General features: G+C 38.9%; 19 protein-coding genes. 15 read left to right on the plus strand and 4 right to left on the minus strand.

Annotated features, from left to right (window positions below; genetic code table 11):
- Window positions 1-75: 75 nt before the first annotated feature.
- The 12 genes from rimP to O7776_RS04880 all read left to right on the plus strand — a co-directional run bounded on the left by rimP (window position 76) and on the right by O7776_RS04880 (window position 11,848).
- Window positions 76-561 (plus strand): ribosome maturation factor RimP, encoded by a 486-nt coding sequence (gene rimP, locus O7776_RS04825; RefSeq protein WP_241368019.1) that lies wholly within the window; start codon window positions 76-78, stop codon window positions 559-561.
- Window positions 562-574: 13 nt separating this feature from the next.
- Window positions 575-1,702, plus strand: a complete 1,128-nt coding sequence (gene nusA / locus O7776_RS04830) for a transcription termination factor NusA (RefSeq protein ID WP_274309488.1) — start codon at window positions 575-577, stop codon at window positions 1,700-1,702.
- Between the two features lie 38 nt (window positions 1,703-1,740).
- Window positions 1,741-2,019 carry an RNase P modulator RnpM gene (gene rnpM, locus O7776_RS04835; RefSeq protein ID WP_274309489.1) on the plus strand — a complete coding sequence of 93 codons (279 nt, stop codon included), beginning with the start codon at window positions 1,741-1,743 and terminating at the stop codon, window positions 2,017-2,019.
- A complete protein-coding gene (locus O7776_RS04840) occupies window positions 2,016-2,324 on the plus strand; it encodes a YlxQ family RNA-binding protein (protein WP_274309490.1) in 309 nt (102 codons plus the stop codon). Before rnpM ends, O7776_RS04840 begins: the two co-directional genes overlap by 4 nt.
- A 14-nt stretch (window positions 2,325-2,338) precedes the next feature.
- A complete protein-coding gene (infB, locus tag O7776_RS04845) occupies window positions 2,339-4,639 on the plus strand; it encodes a translation initiation factor IF-2 (RefSeq protein WP_274309491.1) in 2,301 nt (766 codons plus the stop codon).
- Window positions 4,639-4,917 (plus strand): DUF503 domain-containing protein, encoded by a 279-nt coding sequence (locus O7776_RS04850; protein WP_274309492.1) that lies wholly within the window; start codon window positions 4,639-4,641, stop codon window positions 4,915-4,917. Before infB ends, O7776_RS04850 begins: the two co-directional genes overlap by 1 nt.
- Window positions 4,918-4,959: 42 nt before the next feature.
- Complete coding sequence (gene rbfA, locus O7776_RS04855) at window positions 4,960-5,304, plus strand: 30S ribosome-binding factor RbfA (protein WP_241368025.1); 345 nt, start codon at window positions 4,960-4,962, stop codon at window positions 5,302-5,304.
- 195 nt (window positions 5,305-5,499) lie between these two features.
- On the plus strand, window positions 5,500-6,411 hold the full coding sequence (gene truB / locus O7776_RS04860; RefSeq protein WP_274309493.1) for a tRNA pseudouridine(55) synthase TruB: 912 nt from the start codon (window positions 5,500-5,502) through the stop codon (window positions 6,409-6,411).
- A 14-nt stretch (window positions 6,412-6,425) separates the two neighbouring features.
- Window positions 6,426-7,376 (plus strand): riboflavin biosynthesis protein RibF, encoded by a 951-nt coding sequence (gene ribF / locus O7776_RS04865; RefSeq protein ID WP_274309494.1) that lies wholly within the window; start codon window positions 6,426-6,428, stop codon window positions 7,374-7,376.
- A 262-nt stretch (window positions 7,377-7,638) separates the two neighbouring features.
- The gene (rpsO, locus tag O7776_RS04870) at window positions 7,639-7,908 is read left to right on the plus strand and encodes a 30S ribosomal protein S15 (protein ID WP_274309495.1); all 270 of its coding nucleotides are present in this window, start codon (window positions 7,639-7,641) and stop codon (window positions 7,906-7,908) included.
- Window positions 7,909-8,271: 363 nt separating this feature from the next.
- Window positions 8,272-10,383 carry a polyribonucleotide nucleotidyltransferase gene (gene pnp, locus O7776_RS04875; protein ID WP_274309496.1) on the plus strand — a complete coding sequence of 704 codons (2,112 nt, stop codon included), beginning with the start codon at window positions 8,272-8,274 and terminating at the stop codon, window positions 10,381-10,383.
- Between the two features lie 235 nt (window positions 10,384-10,618).
- Window positions 10,619-11,848 carry a M16 family metallopeptidase gene (locus tag O7776_RS04880; protein ID WP_274309497.1) on the plus strand — a complete coding sequence of 410 codons (1,230 nt, stop codon included), beginning with the start codon at window positions 10,619-10,621 and terminating at the stop codon, window positions 11,846-11,848.
- A 37-nt stretch (window positions 11,849-11,885) separates the two neighbouring features.
- Here the strand turns inward: O7776_RS04880 and O7776_RS04885 are convergent, their stop codons facing one another.
- From O7776_RS04885 to O7776_RS04900, 4 genes are read right to left on the minus strand one after another with little or no spacing between them, the layout of a single operon-like run.
- Window positions 11,886-12,506 carry a hypothetical protein gene (locus O7776_RS04885; RefSeq protein WP_274309498.1) on the minus strand — a complete coding sequence of 207 codons (621 nt, stop codon included), beginning with the start codon at window positions 12,504-12,506 and terminating at the stop codon, window positions 11,886-11,888.
- The gene (locus tag O7776_RS04890; protein WP_274309499.1) at window positions 12,500-13,105 is read right to left on the minus strand and encodes a hypothetical protein; all 606 of its coding nucleotides are present in this window, start codon (window positions 13,103-13,105) and stop codon (window positions 12,500-12,502) included. The genes O7776_RS04885 and O7776_RS04890 overlap by 7 nt, the downstream gene beginning before the upstream one ends.
- Complete coding sequence (locus O7776_RS04895) at window positions 13,102-13,947, minus strand: ABC transporter ATP-binding protein (protein WP_274309500.1); 846 nt, start codon at window positions 13,945-13,947, stop codon at window positions 13,102-13,104. Before O7776_RS04895 ends, O7776_RS04890 begins: the two co-directional genes overlap by 4 nt.
- Window positions 13,944-14,321, minus strand: a complete 378-nt coding sequence (locus O7776_RS04900; protein WP_274309501.1) for a GntR family transcriptional regulator — start codon at window positions 14,319-14,321, stop codon at window positions 13,944-13,946. Before O7776_RS04900 ends, O7776_RS04895 begins: the two co-directional genes overlap by 4 nt.
- 144 nt (window positions 14,322-14,465) lie before the next feature.
- Here O7776_RS04900 and O7776_RS04905 point away from each other — a divergent pair, with 144 nt between their 5' ends.
- The 3 genes from O7776_RS04905 to O7776_RS04915 are packed head-to-tail and all read left to right on the plus strand — an operon-like array spanning window position 14,466 to window position 16,088.
- A complete protein-coding gene (locus O7776_RS04905) occupies window positions 14,466-14,735 on the plus strand; it encodes a YlmC/YmxH family sporulation protein (protein ID WP_274309502.1) in 270 nt (89 codons plus the stop codon).
- Complete coding sequence (locus O7776_RS04910) at window positions 14,732-15,505, plus strand: NAD(P)-dependent oxidoreductase (RefSeq protein ID WP_274309503.1); 774 nt, start codon at window positions 14,732-14,734, stop codon at window positions 15,503-15,505. The genes O7776_RS04905 and O7776_RS04910 overlap by 4 nt, the downstream gene beginning before the upstream one ends.
- The gene (locus tag O7776_RS04915; protein WP_241368037.1) at window positions 15,498-16,088 is read left to right on the plus strand and encodes a dipicolinate synthase subunit B; all 591 of its coding nucleotides are present in this window, start codon (window positions 15,498-15,500) and stop codon (window positions 16,086-16,088) included. The genes O7776_RS04910 and O7776_RS04915 overlap by 8 nt, the downstream gene beginning before the upstream one ends.
- Window positions 16,089-16,137 lie beyond the last annotated feature (49 nt).

Below are 16,137 nucleotides of genomic sequence, written 5' to 3' on the forward strand. Positions count from 1 at the left end.
CATGGCTATTTACACAAATTTTTCAATGAAAACTCGTCTTTTGCTGTAAAAAGGCGAAAGCGTAAGGAGGATACGATGAGCAAAGTTACGTCGATCATTGAAGAGCTAGTGACACCGATCGTTGAAGAGCTTGAATTAGAATTAGTTGATATCGAGTTCGTGAAAGAAGGACGCGACTGGTTCCTTCGTATTTATGTTGACACACCTGCAGGCGGCATTGATATTTTACAATGTGCGCAAGTAAGTGAACGTTTAAGCGAAAAATTGGATGAAAATGATCCAATCGAGCAAAATTATTATTTAGAGGTTTCTTCACCTGGAGCTGAACGTCCGCTAAAAAAACAGCAGGACTTTGAAAAGGCTATTGGTAAATATATTTATGTGAAAACGTATGAGCCTGTGAAGGATTTAAAAGAATTCTATGGTTATTTACGCGCATATACAGATGAATTTTTAGAAATTGAAATCCGCATTAAAACACGTAAATTAACAGTACAAATTGAAAAAGAAAAAATTGCACAAGCTCGTCTTGCAATCGATTTTTCAGACAAGCAAATTTAGGAGTGAAAACAAAATGAGTAGTGAATTACTAGATGCCCTAACTGCCCTTGAAGAGCAGAAAGGTATTTCAAGAGATGTATTAATTGAGGCAATCGAGGCGGCTTTAGTAACGGCGTACAAACGTAACTTTAACCAAGCACAAAATGTACGTGTAGATCTTAACCTTGATACAGGTTCGATGGTTGTATATTCTCGCAAAAATGTCGTAGATGATGTTGAAGATGAGCGCTTAGAAATGGCATTAGAAGATGCACAATTCATCAACCCTGCATACCAAATCGGCGATATCGTAGAAGAAGAAGTAACACCACGTAACTTCGGTCGTATTGCTGCACAAACAGCGAAACAAGTTGTCACGCAACGTGTGCGCGAAGCAGAGCGCGGTTTAATCTACGAAGAATATGTTGATCGTGAAGATGATATCGTAACTGGTACAATCGAACGTCAAGATGCGCGTAATATTTACGTATCAATTGGAAAAGTAGAAGCTGCATTACCAGTAAATGAACAAATTCAAGGTGAAGTTTACAAGCCAACATCACGTATTCGTGTATACATCACGAAGGTTGAGCGCACAACTCGTGGCCCACAAGTAATTGTATCTCGTACACATCCTGGATTATTACGCCGTCTATTCGAAATGGAAGTTCCAGAAATTTATGATGGCACAGTAGAAATTAAATCGATTGCACGTGAAGCAGGCGACCGTTCTAAAATCTCAGTGTATGCACATAATGAAGAAGTAGATCCTGTAGGTTCATGTGTAGGCGCTAAAGGTGCTCGTGTTCAAACAATTGTAAACGAATTAAACGGTGAAAAAATTGACATTGTAGAATGGTCAGAAGATCCAGTTGTATTCGTAGCGAATGCCCTTAGCCCATCAAAAGTATTAGACGTTCAAGTTAATGAAGAAGAAAAGTCAACAACTGTAGTTGTACCAGATTATCAACTATCTTTAGCAATCGGTAAACGCGGTCAAAACGCTCGTCTTGCTGCGAAATTAACTGGCTGGAAAATCGACATCAAGTCGGAAACAGATGCGCGTGAATTAGGAATCTATCCTTCTGAAACAAGCACATTCGTTCCACGTGAAGACGATGAAGATGTAGTATTTGATTTATATGGTGACGACGAAGAGTAAGCAGTACTTGAAATAGTTTTGCTAAGGAGGGTGAGCAAATGGTTGTAAATAAAAAAGTCCCTTTACGAAAATGTGTAGCAACAGGCGAAATGTTACCGAAAAAGTCAATGATTCGTGTCGTCAGGTCAAAAGAAGGCGAAGTAAGCGTTGATGTAACAGGTAAAAAATCAGGTCGTGGTGCATATGTATCTAAATCAGAACAGGCTGTTGAAATTGCACGTAAAAAAAATATTTTAGATCGCCAATTAGAAGCGAAAGTGCCGGATGAAGTGTACGAAGAGCTATTGACGCTGATCCGTAGGGAGTCGATTTTATGACAAACCCTGCTGTGCTACAGCTATTAGGCTTAGCGGCACGTGCACGTAAAGTAATCTCTGGAGAAGAACTAGTAATTAAAGAAGTTCGAAGTGGTAAGGCAAAGCTTGTACTACTTGCTTCAGATGCTTCAGCAAACACTAGTAAAAAGATTCAAGATAAATGTACGTATTATCACGTTGAGTATTATGTTTTTGGGGATCGATATGATCTTGGACATGCTACCGGAAAAGAACACCGTGTAGCGATTGCTATTACTGATAGCGGATTTGCTAAAAAAATGTCTAGTCTACTCAACGAAAAATAATCGGGGGTGAGCAGATGAGCAAAGTAAGAGTTCATGAATATGCGAAAAAGGTAAACAAAACAAGTAAGGAAGTTATTGAGCAGTTAGCAAAATTTGATCAGCCTGTGAAAAATCATATGGCCGTTATCAATGATGCAACACTATCAAAACTTGATTCTGTCTTTCAGCAAGCAGTAGAACCAGCAAAAGATTCTCCTGCCAAACAATCATCTGCAAAGGATGTAAAGCCAGCACAAAAGCAAGGGCAGAACAAAGTGCAGCATGAGAAAAAGCAGGAACGTCAACAATCTGCTTCAATTAATCAGCAACCGAAAAAAACAAACAATGCCTCTGGGCAACCAAAATCGCAACAAGGCGAAAAACTAAGAAATGAAAAAGGTAACCAAAATCGAAATATGACTCAAAATAATAACAATAACCGCAAAGGCGGCAATAACCAAAACAACAATAATAACAAGGGCGGGTATCAACAACGTCGTAAACCAGGGATTAACGGTGGTAAGCGTCGTACGCATCGCCCTGCGCCACAGCCAATGGTCCAAAAAGAATTACCAGAAAAAATTACGTTCTATGAAAGCTTATCAGTAGCAGAGCTTGCTAAAAAGTTACACCGTGAGCCGTCTGAAATTATCAAAAAATTATTCATGCTTGGTGTGATGGCAACAATTAACCAAGAACTTGATAAGGATGCAATCGAACTAATCTGTGCAGACTATGGTGTAGAAGTAGAAGAAGAAATCCGTATCGATAAAACAGACTTAGATACTTACTTTGATGACTCAATCGTTGAAGTAGACGAAAACGCTTTAGAAGAACGTCCACCAGTTGTTACAATTATGGGACACGTTGACCACGGTAAAACATCGTTACTTGACTCAATCCGTAAAACGAAAGTAACAGCGGGTGAAGCAGGTGGGATTACGCAACATATTGGTGCGTACCAAGTTTCAGAAGGCGATAAAAAAATCACATTCCTAGATACACCAGGACACGCAGCGTTCACAACAATGCGCGCACGCGGTGCTTCTATTACGGATATCGCGATTATCGTCGTAGCAGCAGATGATGGTGTAATGCCACAAACAGTGGAAGCGATTAACCACGCGAAAGCAGCTGATGTGCCAATTATCGTAGCAATTAACAAAATGGATAAACCAACAGCTAATCCAGACCGTGTACAACAAGAGTTAACAGAGCATGGTTTAGTACCAGAAGCTTGGGGTGGCGAAACAATCTTCGTACCAATTTCTGCATTAAAAGGTGAAGGAATTGACGAATTATTAGAAATGATTTTATTAACTGCTGAAGTTGGTGAATTAAAAGCAAACCCAACTCGTTCTGCAATTGGTACTGTAATTGAAGCACAGCTTGATAAGGGCCGTGGTGCAGTTGCTACATTATTAGTTCAAGATGGTACATTACGTGTTGGTGATCCAATCGTAGTAGGTCATGCATTCGGTCGTGTACGTGCAATGGTAAATGACCTAGGCCGACGAATTAAATCAGCTGGTCCATCTATGCCAATTGAAATTACAGGTTTAAACGAAGTACCACAAGCAGGTGACCGTTTCGTAGTATTCGGAGATGAGAAAACAGCACGTCAAGTTGGTGAGTCTCGTTCAATGACTGCTATCCAAGCACAACGTTCAGAAAAACAACGTGTAACATTAGATAACCTATTCGAACAAATGAGCCAGGGTGACGTGAAAGAATTAAACCTAATCGTTAAAGCTGACGTACAAGGTACTGTAGAAGCAATGGCATCTTCATTAATGAAGATCGATGTAGAAGGCGTAAACGTAAAAATCATCCACACGGGTGCAGGTGCGATTACAGAGTCTGATATTTCATTAGCAGCAGCTTCAAACGCTATCGTAATCGGCTTCAACGTACGTCCTGATGTAAACGCAAAACGCGCTGCAGACGAAGAAGGCGTAGACATCCGTTTACACCGTATTATCTACAAAGTAATCGAAGAAATCGAATCTGCGATGAAAGGTATGTTAGACCCTGAATACGAAGAAAAAATCGTTGGTCAAGCAGAGGTTCGTCAAACAATTAAAGTATCAAAAGTTGGTACAATTGCAGGTTCATACGTTATTGAAGGTAAAATGGTTCGCGATGCCGGCGTACGTATCATCCGCGAAAACGTAGTTATTTTTGAAGGCGAGTTAGATTCATTAAAACGCTTCAAAGATGACGCAAAAGAAGTAGCAAAAGGTTATGAGTGTGGTATTACAATCAAAAACTACAACGACATTAAGGAAGGCGATATTATCGAAGCCTTCGTAATGGAAGAAATCGTACGTAAATAATGATTGTATACGCAGAAATTGAATTCATCATTCAGACTGCCCACTCATTAAAAGAAAAGCGTGCCGTGCTACAGCGCATGGTAACGCGCACGAAACAAAAATTTAATGTATCCATTGCAGAAATTGACCATCAAAATGTATGGCAACGTACGCGTTTAGCTCTTGTAGCGGTCGCTTCTTCAAAAGAGGCGGCTGAACGTGAGCTCATGCACGCGATTCACTTTTTGCAGTCGAATCCTGAGTGGGATCAATTAGATTTTTACCGAGAATATTTATAAAGTCCACATTAGTGGCAAGTTAGTAGTAAAGAGGTGACTTTTATGTCTCTACGTTCAAATCGTGTTGCTGAGCAAATGAAAAAAGAAATTACTGAAATCATTGCTCGCAAAATTAAAGATCCACGCGTAGGTTTTGTTACAGTAACAGAAGTTGCGGTAACAGGGGACTTACAGCAAGCAACTGTTTATATTACATCACTAGGCAATGAGCGTGAACGCGCGGAATCGTTAAAAGCTTTAGAAAAAGCATCAGGTTTCATTCGTTCTGAAGTAGGTTCTCGCATTCGCTTACGGCGCACGCCAGAACTAGCTTTCGAATTCGATACAGCAATCGAATACGGCAACAAAATCGACGCATTACTACGTGGTTTACACGAAGACAAATAATATACAAAAAAGTCTGCGCTGCATTTCATGCTTTGCAGGCTTTTTTTGCAAGAAAAGTGCTAAAGTGCCTGTTAAGCCCCGAACGATACTGGTAGGCCCGACGCAAAAGTAAACGCTCTATCACTTCTGCACGGAGGGACTGAAGTGACCGAGGGGCTAGCACTTTAGCCTAGACTATTTCAAAGGAGCAAAATAATGAACGGCATTCTTCCATTATGGAAAGAGCGCGGTATGACAAGCCATGACTGCGTATTTAAGTTAAGAAAAATTTTACGAACAAAAAAGGTAGGTCACACGGGTACACTTGACCCTGGTGTAGAAGGAGTCTTACCAATTTGTATTGGCCAAGCTACTCGTATTGCAGAATACTTAACGGATGCAGGTAAAACGTATGAAGCAGTTGTCTCAATCAGTCGTACTACAACGACAGAAGATGCAGAAGGCGAAACTGTTGAGCAAAATGCAGACTTTAAGTCATTTACACGCGCGGAAATTTTAGCAGCACTAGCGTCATTAACAGGTGAAATTGAGCAAACACCACCAATGTTTTCAGCGGTAAAAGTTAATGGGAAAAAGCTATATGAATATGCACGTGCGGGCCAAACCGTGGAACGTCCTACACGAAAAATTACGATTTATGAGCTAGAGCTTTTAGAGGATGCGGAAAAATTCGAAGGCGAAGAAGTGACGTTTTCGATTCGCATTAAATGTTCAAAGGGCACATACATCCGTACATTAGCTGTACAAATTGGTGAGGCGCTTGGTTATCCTGCGCATATGCATGAATTGGTGCGTACTGCCTCAGGAACATTTACAAAGGACAACTGTTTCACACTAGCAGAAATTGCGGACATGGTGGATGCAGGTGAGCAGGAAAAATTTTTATTACCAGTAGAATACGCGCTTTCAAATTATCCGTACATTGAAATTACGCCTGATATTGAAAAACAAATTATCAATGGACAAGTGCTCCCTATGCATGCATTATTAAAAGAGCATGATAAAATGGTCTATGGGGTAGAGGGACGAGCATTTGCGGTCTATATCGCACATCCGACAAAAACAGGACAAATGAAACCGGATAAAATGTTCCCCGAAATAGATTAGGAGGCACATTAGTTATGGACGTAATTCATTTAAAATATCCACATCAATTATCACAAGAGTCAAATAAACAGGCCTATTCATTAGCAGTTGGCTTTTTCGATGGTGTACATAAGGGGCATCAAGCGGTAATAAACGCAGCAAAAGCAACTGCAAAGGAGCTTGGTATCAAAAGTGCGGTGATGACATTCGATCCACACCCATCGATTGTTTTAGGTGGACGTAACGAAAAGGTATTTTATATTACACCGCTTGCGCAAAAGCTGGATACTTTTGAAGAATTGAATATAGATGCAGTATTTGTCGTGAATTTTACATCAGATTTTGCAAAGCTAACACCAGAGCAATTTGTGCAGTATTTCATTTTAGATTTAAATGTGCAGCACGTAACAGCTGGTTTTGATTATTCGTTTGGCGCATTCGGCAAAGGAAATATGGACATGATGAAGCAATTAGCGAATGACCAGTTTGGTGTGACAATTGTAGAAAAACAACAAGATGTAGAAGAGAAGATTAGCTCAACGCGTATTCGTAACGCATTACAAGATGGTGACATGGAGCAAGTGCGAACATTGCTTGGGCGCGCGTTCGAAGTACCGGGGATTGTCGTGCATGGTGATAAACGTGGACGTACGATGGGCTTCCCAACGGCAAATGTACAAGCAATGGAGGGCTGCTATATTCCAGCAACTGGCGTTTATGCAGTGAAAATTTTAGTGCAAAACGAATGGTATAACGGCGTATGTAATGTCGGCTATAAACCAACATTTAATAACCCAGAAGAAAAGCAATTATCGATCGAAGTACATATTTTAAACTTCGACAAAAATATTTATGGTGAAGAAGTTGTTGTTGGCTGGTACAAACGTATCCGTAGCGAGCGTAAGTTTAGTGGCATCGATGCATTAATCGAACAAATTGAGCTCGACAAAAAGCAGGCGATTCACTACTTTGAACAGTTAAGCTGAATCAAGATCAATTACTCCTCGGAGTAATTGCGTCCAGATTTTTTTCAAGCTTGCTTGAAAAAACTCCTCTAAAAATCTGTGACATCCGCCGGGGGATTTCACTTGAAGAAGTGGGGGACTTCTTCAAGTGAAATAGTTGATTTGTTGTAACTTTGTATGGTACTATTCATAAGTACGAAATGTACGAACCCTAGCTCGGCTATACGCAACTCCAGCGATTGCTGTGCTAACGGTGATATTTTAATTTAGGAGGTCATTTCACATGGCAATTACACAACAACGTAAAAACGAAATCATCGCTGAGTACCGTACTCACGAAAGCGACACTGGTTCTCCAGAAGTACAAATCGCTGTATTAACTGCAGAAATCAACGCTTTAAACGCACACTTAGCTACTCACAAAAAAGACTTTCACTCTCAACGTGGTCTTTTAAAAATGGTAGGTAAACGTCGTCACTTATTAAAATACTTACGTGAAAAAGACGTTGCTCGTTACCGTGAATTAATCAACAAACTTGGATTACGTCGCTAATCTAACAATAAAAAGCGGGATTTTTCCCGCTTTTTATTATGTTTAGATATTGTTTGGAAAATTTTATTAGTACATGTAACTTACGTATAAATTGAATAGTTGTCTGAAGTGAAGACGATAGGCAATTGCCATATCGAAAAACAACGATTTATTCATTATAAAGTATAGTATTTAATGATAAACTATTACAAATTAGCGTATACATTTTGATCATGCTTTTAATTGAAGGCACCAAATATAATATTTAGAAATTTAATGATGAATTTATTGAAAAAATTTAGCATAGATATAGCTTTTTTGATACACTAACTATGGTACATAAAAAGATGCGTAGAGTGTTTCAATAAGAAAGGGGTTCATTTAATGAACGAAAAAAAGGTCTTTTCGTATGAATGGGCTGGCCGACCTTTAGTAGTAGAGGTAGGACAGTTAGCAAAACAAGCAAATGGTGCTGCAATGATTCGCTATGGCGAAACAGCGGTATTAGCAACTGCAACAATGTCAAAACAAGCAAAAACAACAGACTTCTTCCCGTTAACAGTTAACTATGAAGAACGTTTATATGCAGCAGGTAAAATTCCAGGAGGTTTCATTAAACGTGAAGGCCGTCCATCTGAGACAGCTGTATTAACATCTCGTTTAATCGACCGTCCAATTCGTCCTATGTTCCCAGACGGCTTCCGTAACGAAGTTCAATCGATTTTAATGGTTATGTCTAACGACCAAGATTGCCCATCAGACGTTGCTGCAATGTTTGGTTCATCGTTATCATTAGCTGTATCTGATATCCCATTTGATGGCCCAATTGCGGGTGTACATGTTGGTTATATCGATGGCGAATTTGTATTGAACCCAACGTTAGAGCAATCAGCAAAATCAACAGTGCACTTAACAGTAGCTGGTAACAAAGATGCAATCAACATGGTAGAAGCAGGCGCTTTAGAAGTTCCTGAAGAAATTATGTTAGAGGCAATTATGTTCGGTCATGAAGAAATAAAAAAATTAATCGCATTCCAAGAAGAAATCGTTGCAGCAGTTGGTAAAGAGAAAATCGAAGTTGTACTTTTCGAATTAGATGCAGAATTAACGGCAGCGATTAAAGCGGCGTGTGAAGCAGATATGAACACGGCAATTCAAACAGTGGATAAGCAAGAGCGCCAAGAAAATATTACAGCTGTAAAAGAACGTGTAATTGAATCTTATGAAGCACAAGAAGCTGATGAAAATACAATGAAGCACGTACATTCAATCTTAGATAAAATGGTGAAAGATGAAGTACGTCGTTTAATTACAGACGATAAAATCCGTCCAGATGGTCGTAAACAAGACGAAATCCGTCCGTTATCATCTGAAACAGACCTTTTACCTCGTGTACATGGTTCAGCAATGTTCACACGTGGTCAAACACAAGCGGTTTCGATTACAACATTAGGTCCTTTAGGTGATGTACAAATCATTGACGGATTAGGTGTTGAAGAAACAAAACGCTTCATGCATCACTACAACTTCCCAGCGTTCTCTGTAGGGGAAACGGGTCGTTATGGTTCTCCAGGTCGTCGTGAAATCGGTCACGGTGCACTAGGTGAGCGTGCTATTTTAGCTGTATTACCATCTGAAGAAGAATTCCCATATGCAATTCGTTGTGTAGCGGAAGTGTTAGAATCAAATGGTTCTACTTCTCAAGCATCAATCTGTGCATCAGTCATGTCTCTAATGGCGGCAGGTGTGCCGATTAAAGCACCAGTTGCAGGTATCGCGATGGGTCTTGTGAAAAAAGGCGACAACTATACAGTATTAACAGATATTCAAGGTATGGAAGACCACCTTGGCGATATGGACTTTAAAGTAGCTGGTACAGCAAAAGGTGTAACAGCACTTCAAATGGACATCAAAATCGACGGTCTTTCTCGCAACATTTTAGAAGAAGCGTTAACACAGGCAAAAATCGGCCGTATGCAAATTTTAGAGCATATGATGGCGACAATTTCTGAACCACGTACGTCGTTATCAACATATGCACCAAAAATTATTTCAATCAAAATCAACCCAGATAAAATCCGTGACGTAATCGGACCTGGTGGTAAACAAATTAACAAAATTATCGACGAAACAGGCGTTAAAATTGATACAGAACAAGACGGTACAATCTACATCGCTTCTGCTGATGAAGCAATGATTAACCGCGCGAAAGAAATTATCGAATCAATCGTACGTGAAGCAAAAGTAGGCGAGTACTACATGTCTACAGTAAAACGTATTGAAAAATTCGGCGCATTCTGTGAAATCTTCCCTGGAAAAGACGGCTTACTACACATTTCAGAAATTCAAGAAGAACGTACGAAAGCGGTAGAAGACGTATTAAAAATCGGCGATCAATTACTTGTGAAATGTATCGAAATCGATAACCAAGGCCGCGTAAACTTATCACGCAAAATCGTAATCAAAGAAGAAAAAGAGCGCGCAGAACAAGCGTAATTTTTAGGTAATATAAAAGGGAGGTTGTACACAATTGTACAGCCTCTTTTTTGGTGGATAGCAACATATAAAATATATAAGGGGATTCATGTAAGGAAATACGTGCGTTTTTTTAGGGTTTGCGTGCGAAATACAACTTTTTTACTATAAATCAACATTTTAATGAAAAATTAGGTCAACTCCAACTCATGGATATTACCCTAAAATATATCTTTCTAAAATAAAGGAGAATACAATGGTACAAATTATTACAGCTAAAAATGGTGTGCGCATCGTTGCGGAGCAGATGGCACATGTGCGCTCATTATCAGTTGGTATTTGGGTGAATGCAGGCTCACGCTATGAAACAATCGAAGAAAACGGCATCACGCATTTCATTGAACATATGCTTTTTAAAGGCACAAAAAATCGTACTGCGCGTCAAATTGCTGAGGAGTTTGACCGCATTGGTGGCGAAATTAATGCCTTCACATCCAAGGAGAACACATGCTATTATGCTAAGGTTTTAGACCATCATGGAGAAATTGCCGTAGATATTTTAGCGGATATGTTTTTTAATTCGTTGTTTACAAAAGAAGATATCGAGCGTGAGCGCCAAGTTGTGCTTGAAGAAATTTACATGAGTGAAGATGATCCCGCAGACGATGTTCATGAAAAGCTGTGGGCAGTCACGTATCCAAACGATGCACTCGGTCGACCAATTTTAGGAACATCTGAAACGTTAGCGACATTTAATGAAGCGATGATTCGCAACTATATGGCCAAGCATTATGGACCACAAAATGTCGTGATTTCTATTGCGGGTAATATTGAAGAGGGCTTACTTGAAAAAATAGAGCAGCTTTTCGGTCAATATGAAGCAAGCGAACAGATGATTATATCGAAACCTTCATTCCCAATATTCACAGCGGGGGAAGTTGAAAAGACACGCGATACCGAACAGGCACATATCGCGATTTCATTCCCAGCAATTAGTATAAAAGATGCAAGAATGTATAGCTTTATTGCGATGAATAATATAATTGGTGGCAATATGAGCTCGCGTTTGTTTCAAGATGTACGTGAAGAACGCGGTTTAGCATATTCCGTATTTAGCTATCAATCTAGTTATGAGGACGTAGGGGTGTTTACGATTTATGCATCCGCTTCCAAGCAAAACTTAGACGCCTTAAAACAGCAAATCGACCAAACATTATTTGATGTAGTCACAGGTGGCGTGACGGAAGAAGAGCTTGAAAATGCGAAAGAGCAGCTAAAGGGCAGCTTTGTATTAGGTTTAGAGGGAACAGAAGACTACATGAATCGCAACGGGGTCAATGAACTCATTCATCAACATCATCGTACGGTTGATGAAGTATTGGCAAAAATTGATGCCATATCAATGGATACGATTGATGAGCTCATTACAGAAATACTATTAACAGAACCAGCAATCGCCATTATTGGCCCAGAAAACGAAGAATAAAAAACAACAGCGCAGACAAAGTGCGCTGTTGTTTTTTTTAAAGATATTCGGCTTGTTCATAAAGTTTGATGGAAGCTTTGTATTGTTTATAGAAAATTACGAAACAGATAATCGGTGTAATAAGTGCGCCAACAAAGATTAAATCGAATAGAGAAAATAAAAAGCAAAGTAGTGTATGGGGAATGAAAACAAATAGAATATAAAAGAACATATCTGAACCCGAAAAGGATTTACTATTTGCAGGGTGTTTAAAATGTGCTTTTAATACACCACCAGTTGTAACAATGCTAAATGCAAAAATGCCAAGTGTGTAGCACAATGCAAATACGGTTATACTTCCTTTGAAATATTGATTGGCTAATACTATAAAAACGGGAATAATCATGACACTATATAAAATTATTATATATAAATAAGAGCTTTTCACAAATTGTTTGAATGAAATTGGAAATGTTCGGATTAGTTTACTAAATGGTTCACTTAAAAGATGTGCAATACAAAGCGTTGGAATATAAATTGTAAGAATTGTTACAAGTGAGACTAGGTTAATATTAATCACTTGATTTGAGTTTAAGAAACCTAAAGCAATTGCTAATACTATAAAAAATACAATGGACTTACTGGAATAACGAAGATGAAAGCGAAATAAGGTCAACATTTAAATGCTCCCCTCCTTTTTCCTAGCGATGTCATACTAAAATAGCTCAAACTAGTAATCACAAGCATCAAAAAGAAAAAATGAAGCCCATAAGAACTTGCAAACAATGTCAAATTAATTTCATTAAAAAGCATTGATAAAAGGAAAATTGTAATCATAAATGTATTCATCGGAGCTATATTTAGTGTGAGTATTCCAATATTAAGAGCAATGAGTGCTAAACAACAAGCGATAATAAACCCAAGCTGGTGTACCGTGGGAAATATAAATTCCTTTTCAATGAGTAATGTTAAAACAGTAATTGCTCCTAACGCATAGCTTACATAGCACAAAGCAACCCATCCTAAAAAAGCAAAATCAGTTTGAACAATCATTTTCGAAGGAAGTGGAGCGACGGCTAATGTCGTTGAATACTTGCTTCGTAATTCATTATATTTTGAAAACACAACTGAACAAGAATAAATAATGAGTAGTAAAGAAAAATAGAAGGGAAGCCCCGTGGCCGCTCCAATTAATAAAAAAGGGATAAGTGCTAGCGGAGTAATCCATACCCACGCCGATAGTTCTCTTAAAAAATAACGCGTCAAAAACAGCGTCATCGCTTACGCCCCCTCACAAAAAACAGCATCAATTCATCAATTGTGGGCTTTGTTAGCTCAATAACAGGACTTACAAACTCTCGCTGTACTAAATACTCCACGCCGAAAACATAGTCACGTTTACCGATTATTGCGTGATTAGGAATGACCTTAGCCTCCTCATGAGTACCTTTCCAAATACCGTAGCCATACTGCAATTCATCTTTATTTTCATGAAATAATATTTTACCTTCATGAATAAAAACAATCGAATCGGCAATTTTTTCTAAATCACTCGTAATATGTGAGGAAATTAAAATTGCGCGATCCTCCTGCTCCATAAAAGTTTGTAATAACTCAAGAACCTCATCGCGAACAATTGGGTCAAGTCCACTTGTCGGTTCATCGAGCAATAACACTTTCGGATCATAAGAAAGTGCCACAATAATACCGAGCTTAGCCTTCATTCCCTTTGACATTTTTTTAATTGCATCATATTTCGGCACATCAAAGCGTTCAAGAAATTCATAAAAAGTGTCCGTCTTCCATTTCGGATACAATTCACGATATAACGAATTAATATCTTTTGCTGTTAAATGCTGTGGGATATGTAGTTCATCAAATACCACACCAATTTGAGCTTTAATGTCGACCTCATTATCCGCAACATTTTTTCCTAAAATAAAGAGTTCTCCTTCATCAGGCTTTAATAAGTTCAGCAATAATTTCAATGTTGTTGATTTTCCTGCTCCATTTTGCCCGATAAAGCCAGCAATTGTTCCCGCTTCAACGTGGAACGAAATATTAGTAAGCTGAAATTTCTTAATCCGTTTCGAAACATTATTCACTTCAATGACATTCATGGCGATTCCTCCAATAGTAAGTCTAGTAGCTCGTGAAGCGAGTCTTTGTCAACAGAGGCTAATTTTGCAACGGACACCGCTTTTGTCAAATGAACCTCAATTTGACGAATGAGCTCTTCGCGTAAAAAATCCTGATTGCGCTCGGATACATAGCTACCTTTGCCAGCAATCGTTTCAATAAAGCCATCACGTTCTAAATTGGCATAGGCACGCTTTGTCGTCATCACACTAATTTTTAATTCTTTAGCAAGTGCACGAATTGAAGGTAGGGCATCACCCGTCATAAGCACACCAGATAAAATCGCTTGTTTTAATTGATCGGTAATTTGCTCGTAAATGGGCTGGTTGCTATTGTTACTCAACTTTATAATCATCCAATCACCACCTGTGCTTTAACTGTATATATACAGTGTACACAGTTCTCCGGCAATTGTCTATAAAAAATCTGAAAATTCAACTTTCACGCTTATAGGCGAAGGCGCATATAGTATTGGTAGCTCATATAAAGGAGGAGAAGGATGCTGTTGTCAGAGCTTGCAGAAAAGGAATTAATCGAAATGAATAATGGTGTGCGCTATGGATATTTAGCGGAGACAGAATGTATATTTGATGCAAAAACAGGGAAAATTATCGGTTTTGAAATGCCTGCGCAAATGGTAAAAATACCTTTTCAAAAAAAGAAAGGCGGAATGGTGAAGTACATTCCGTGGGAGGAAATCCGACTTATAGGAGAAGACCGAATCTTATTTCATAAAACAACATCAACGTTAAAGCAGATTGAACGATGACGGAGCGCTGGCTTGTTATAGGGACCGATGAACGGATGAAGTATTTAGCGAAACAGTTAACAAATGATTCGCGTACAGTGTATTACAAAAATCGGGATGCATGGGACGCGGAGCTAAATAAAACGGCATTAGAATTCCACCCAACCCATGTTGTGCTACCAATCCAACCACTTCATTTAAGGGTCGATCAACTTGCAGGAATCAGTCAGGCGCAGATTTTTGCGGGGAGATTGACGGATTTATGGTATGAGGTATTAAAAAATAAAGAGATCTATTTTTACTTGCAAGATGAAACGTTTATTTGGAAAAATGCAGCACTCACTGCTGAAGGTTTGTTAGCACATCTTTATGCAGAAAAGTTCAGTGTACAGCACAAAAAAGTACTCATTACAGGCTTTGGTCGTGTTGGAAAGATGCTTGCGTTATTTTTAAATCGTTTGCATGCGCAGGTCATTATTGCAGTTCGTTCTAAGGCACAGCAAGCAGAGGCGATTGCATATGGGTATGAAGGAATCGAACTTAACCAAAAAATGCCAAAAACAGATTTGATGATTAATACTATTCCAACAAAGTGGTTGAATGAAACGTATCAGCCACTATTGAACTGTCCAATATATGATGTCGCGTCTGCACCGGGGTGTTTAGATGAGCTGAAATTATCGCAATATGAATTACTGCCAGCATTGCCTGGGAAATTTTTTCCGCATGCTGCTGCAAATGTAATGTGTGAGACGGTTTTACGTTTAAGAAAGGAGCACATCAATGCTTGAAGGAAAACGAATCGGATTAGGTATCACGGCATCGCATTGTACGTATGAAGATGTTGTACCGAAAATTACAGATCTACGAAATGCGGGAGCAACAGTTGTACCAATTATTACACCGTCAGTTTTACATGCCGCAACACGTTTTGGAACAGGTGAAGAATGGATTGAAAAAATCGAAGCGCTTGCCGGGGAAAAAGTGGTAAGCTCGATTGCTGAAGCAGAGCCATTCGGACCGAAAAATCCACTTGATTGTATGGTTATTGCTCCGTTAACAGGGAATTCCCTGAGTAAATTTGCCAACGCTTCAACTGATAGTGCAGTATTAATGGCTGCTAAGGCTACACTTCGTAATGGTTCACCTGTTGTCCTCGGTATTTCTACAAACGATGCACTTGGATTAAACGGTATGAATTTAATGAAATTAATGAATGCCAAAAACATTTTCTTTATTCCATTCGGTCAAGATGATCCAATAAAAAAACCTACGTCCTGTATATCAGACTTCACGAAAATGCTCGAAACTGTCGCATATACGCTCGCTCATAAAAAACAAATACAACCTATATTTATACAATATTTTAAATAGTCAAAAATTCTAGCGCAATTCAAATAATTTATGTTACAATATCCAACAT

Origin of the sequence: Solibacillus daqui (genome assembly GCF_028747805.1) — a bacterium.
Classification (GTDB): Bacteria; Bacillota; Bacilli; order Bacillales_A; family Planococcaceae; genus Solibacillus; species Solibacillus daqui.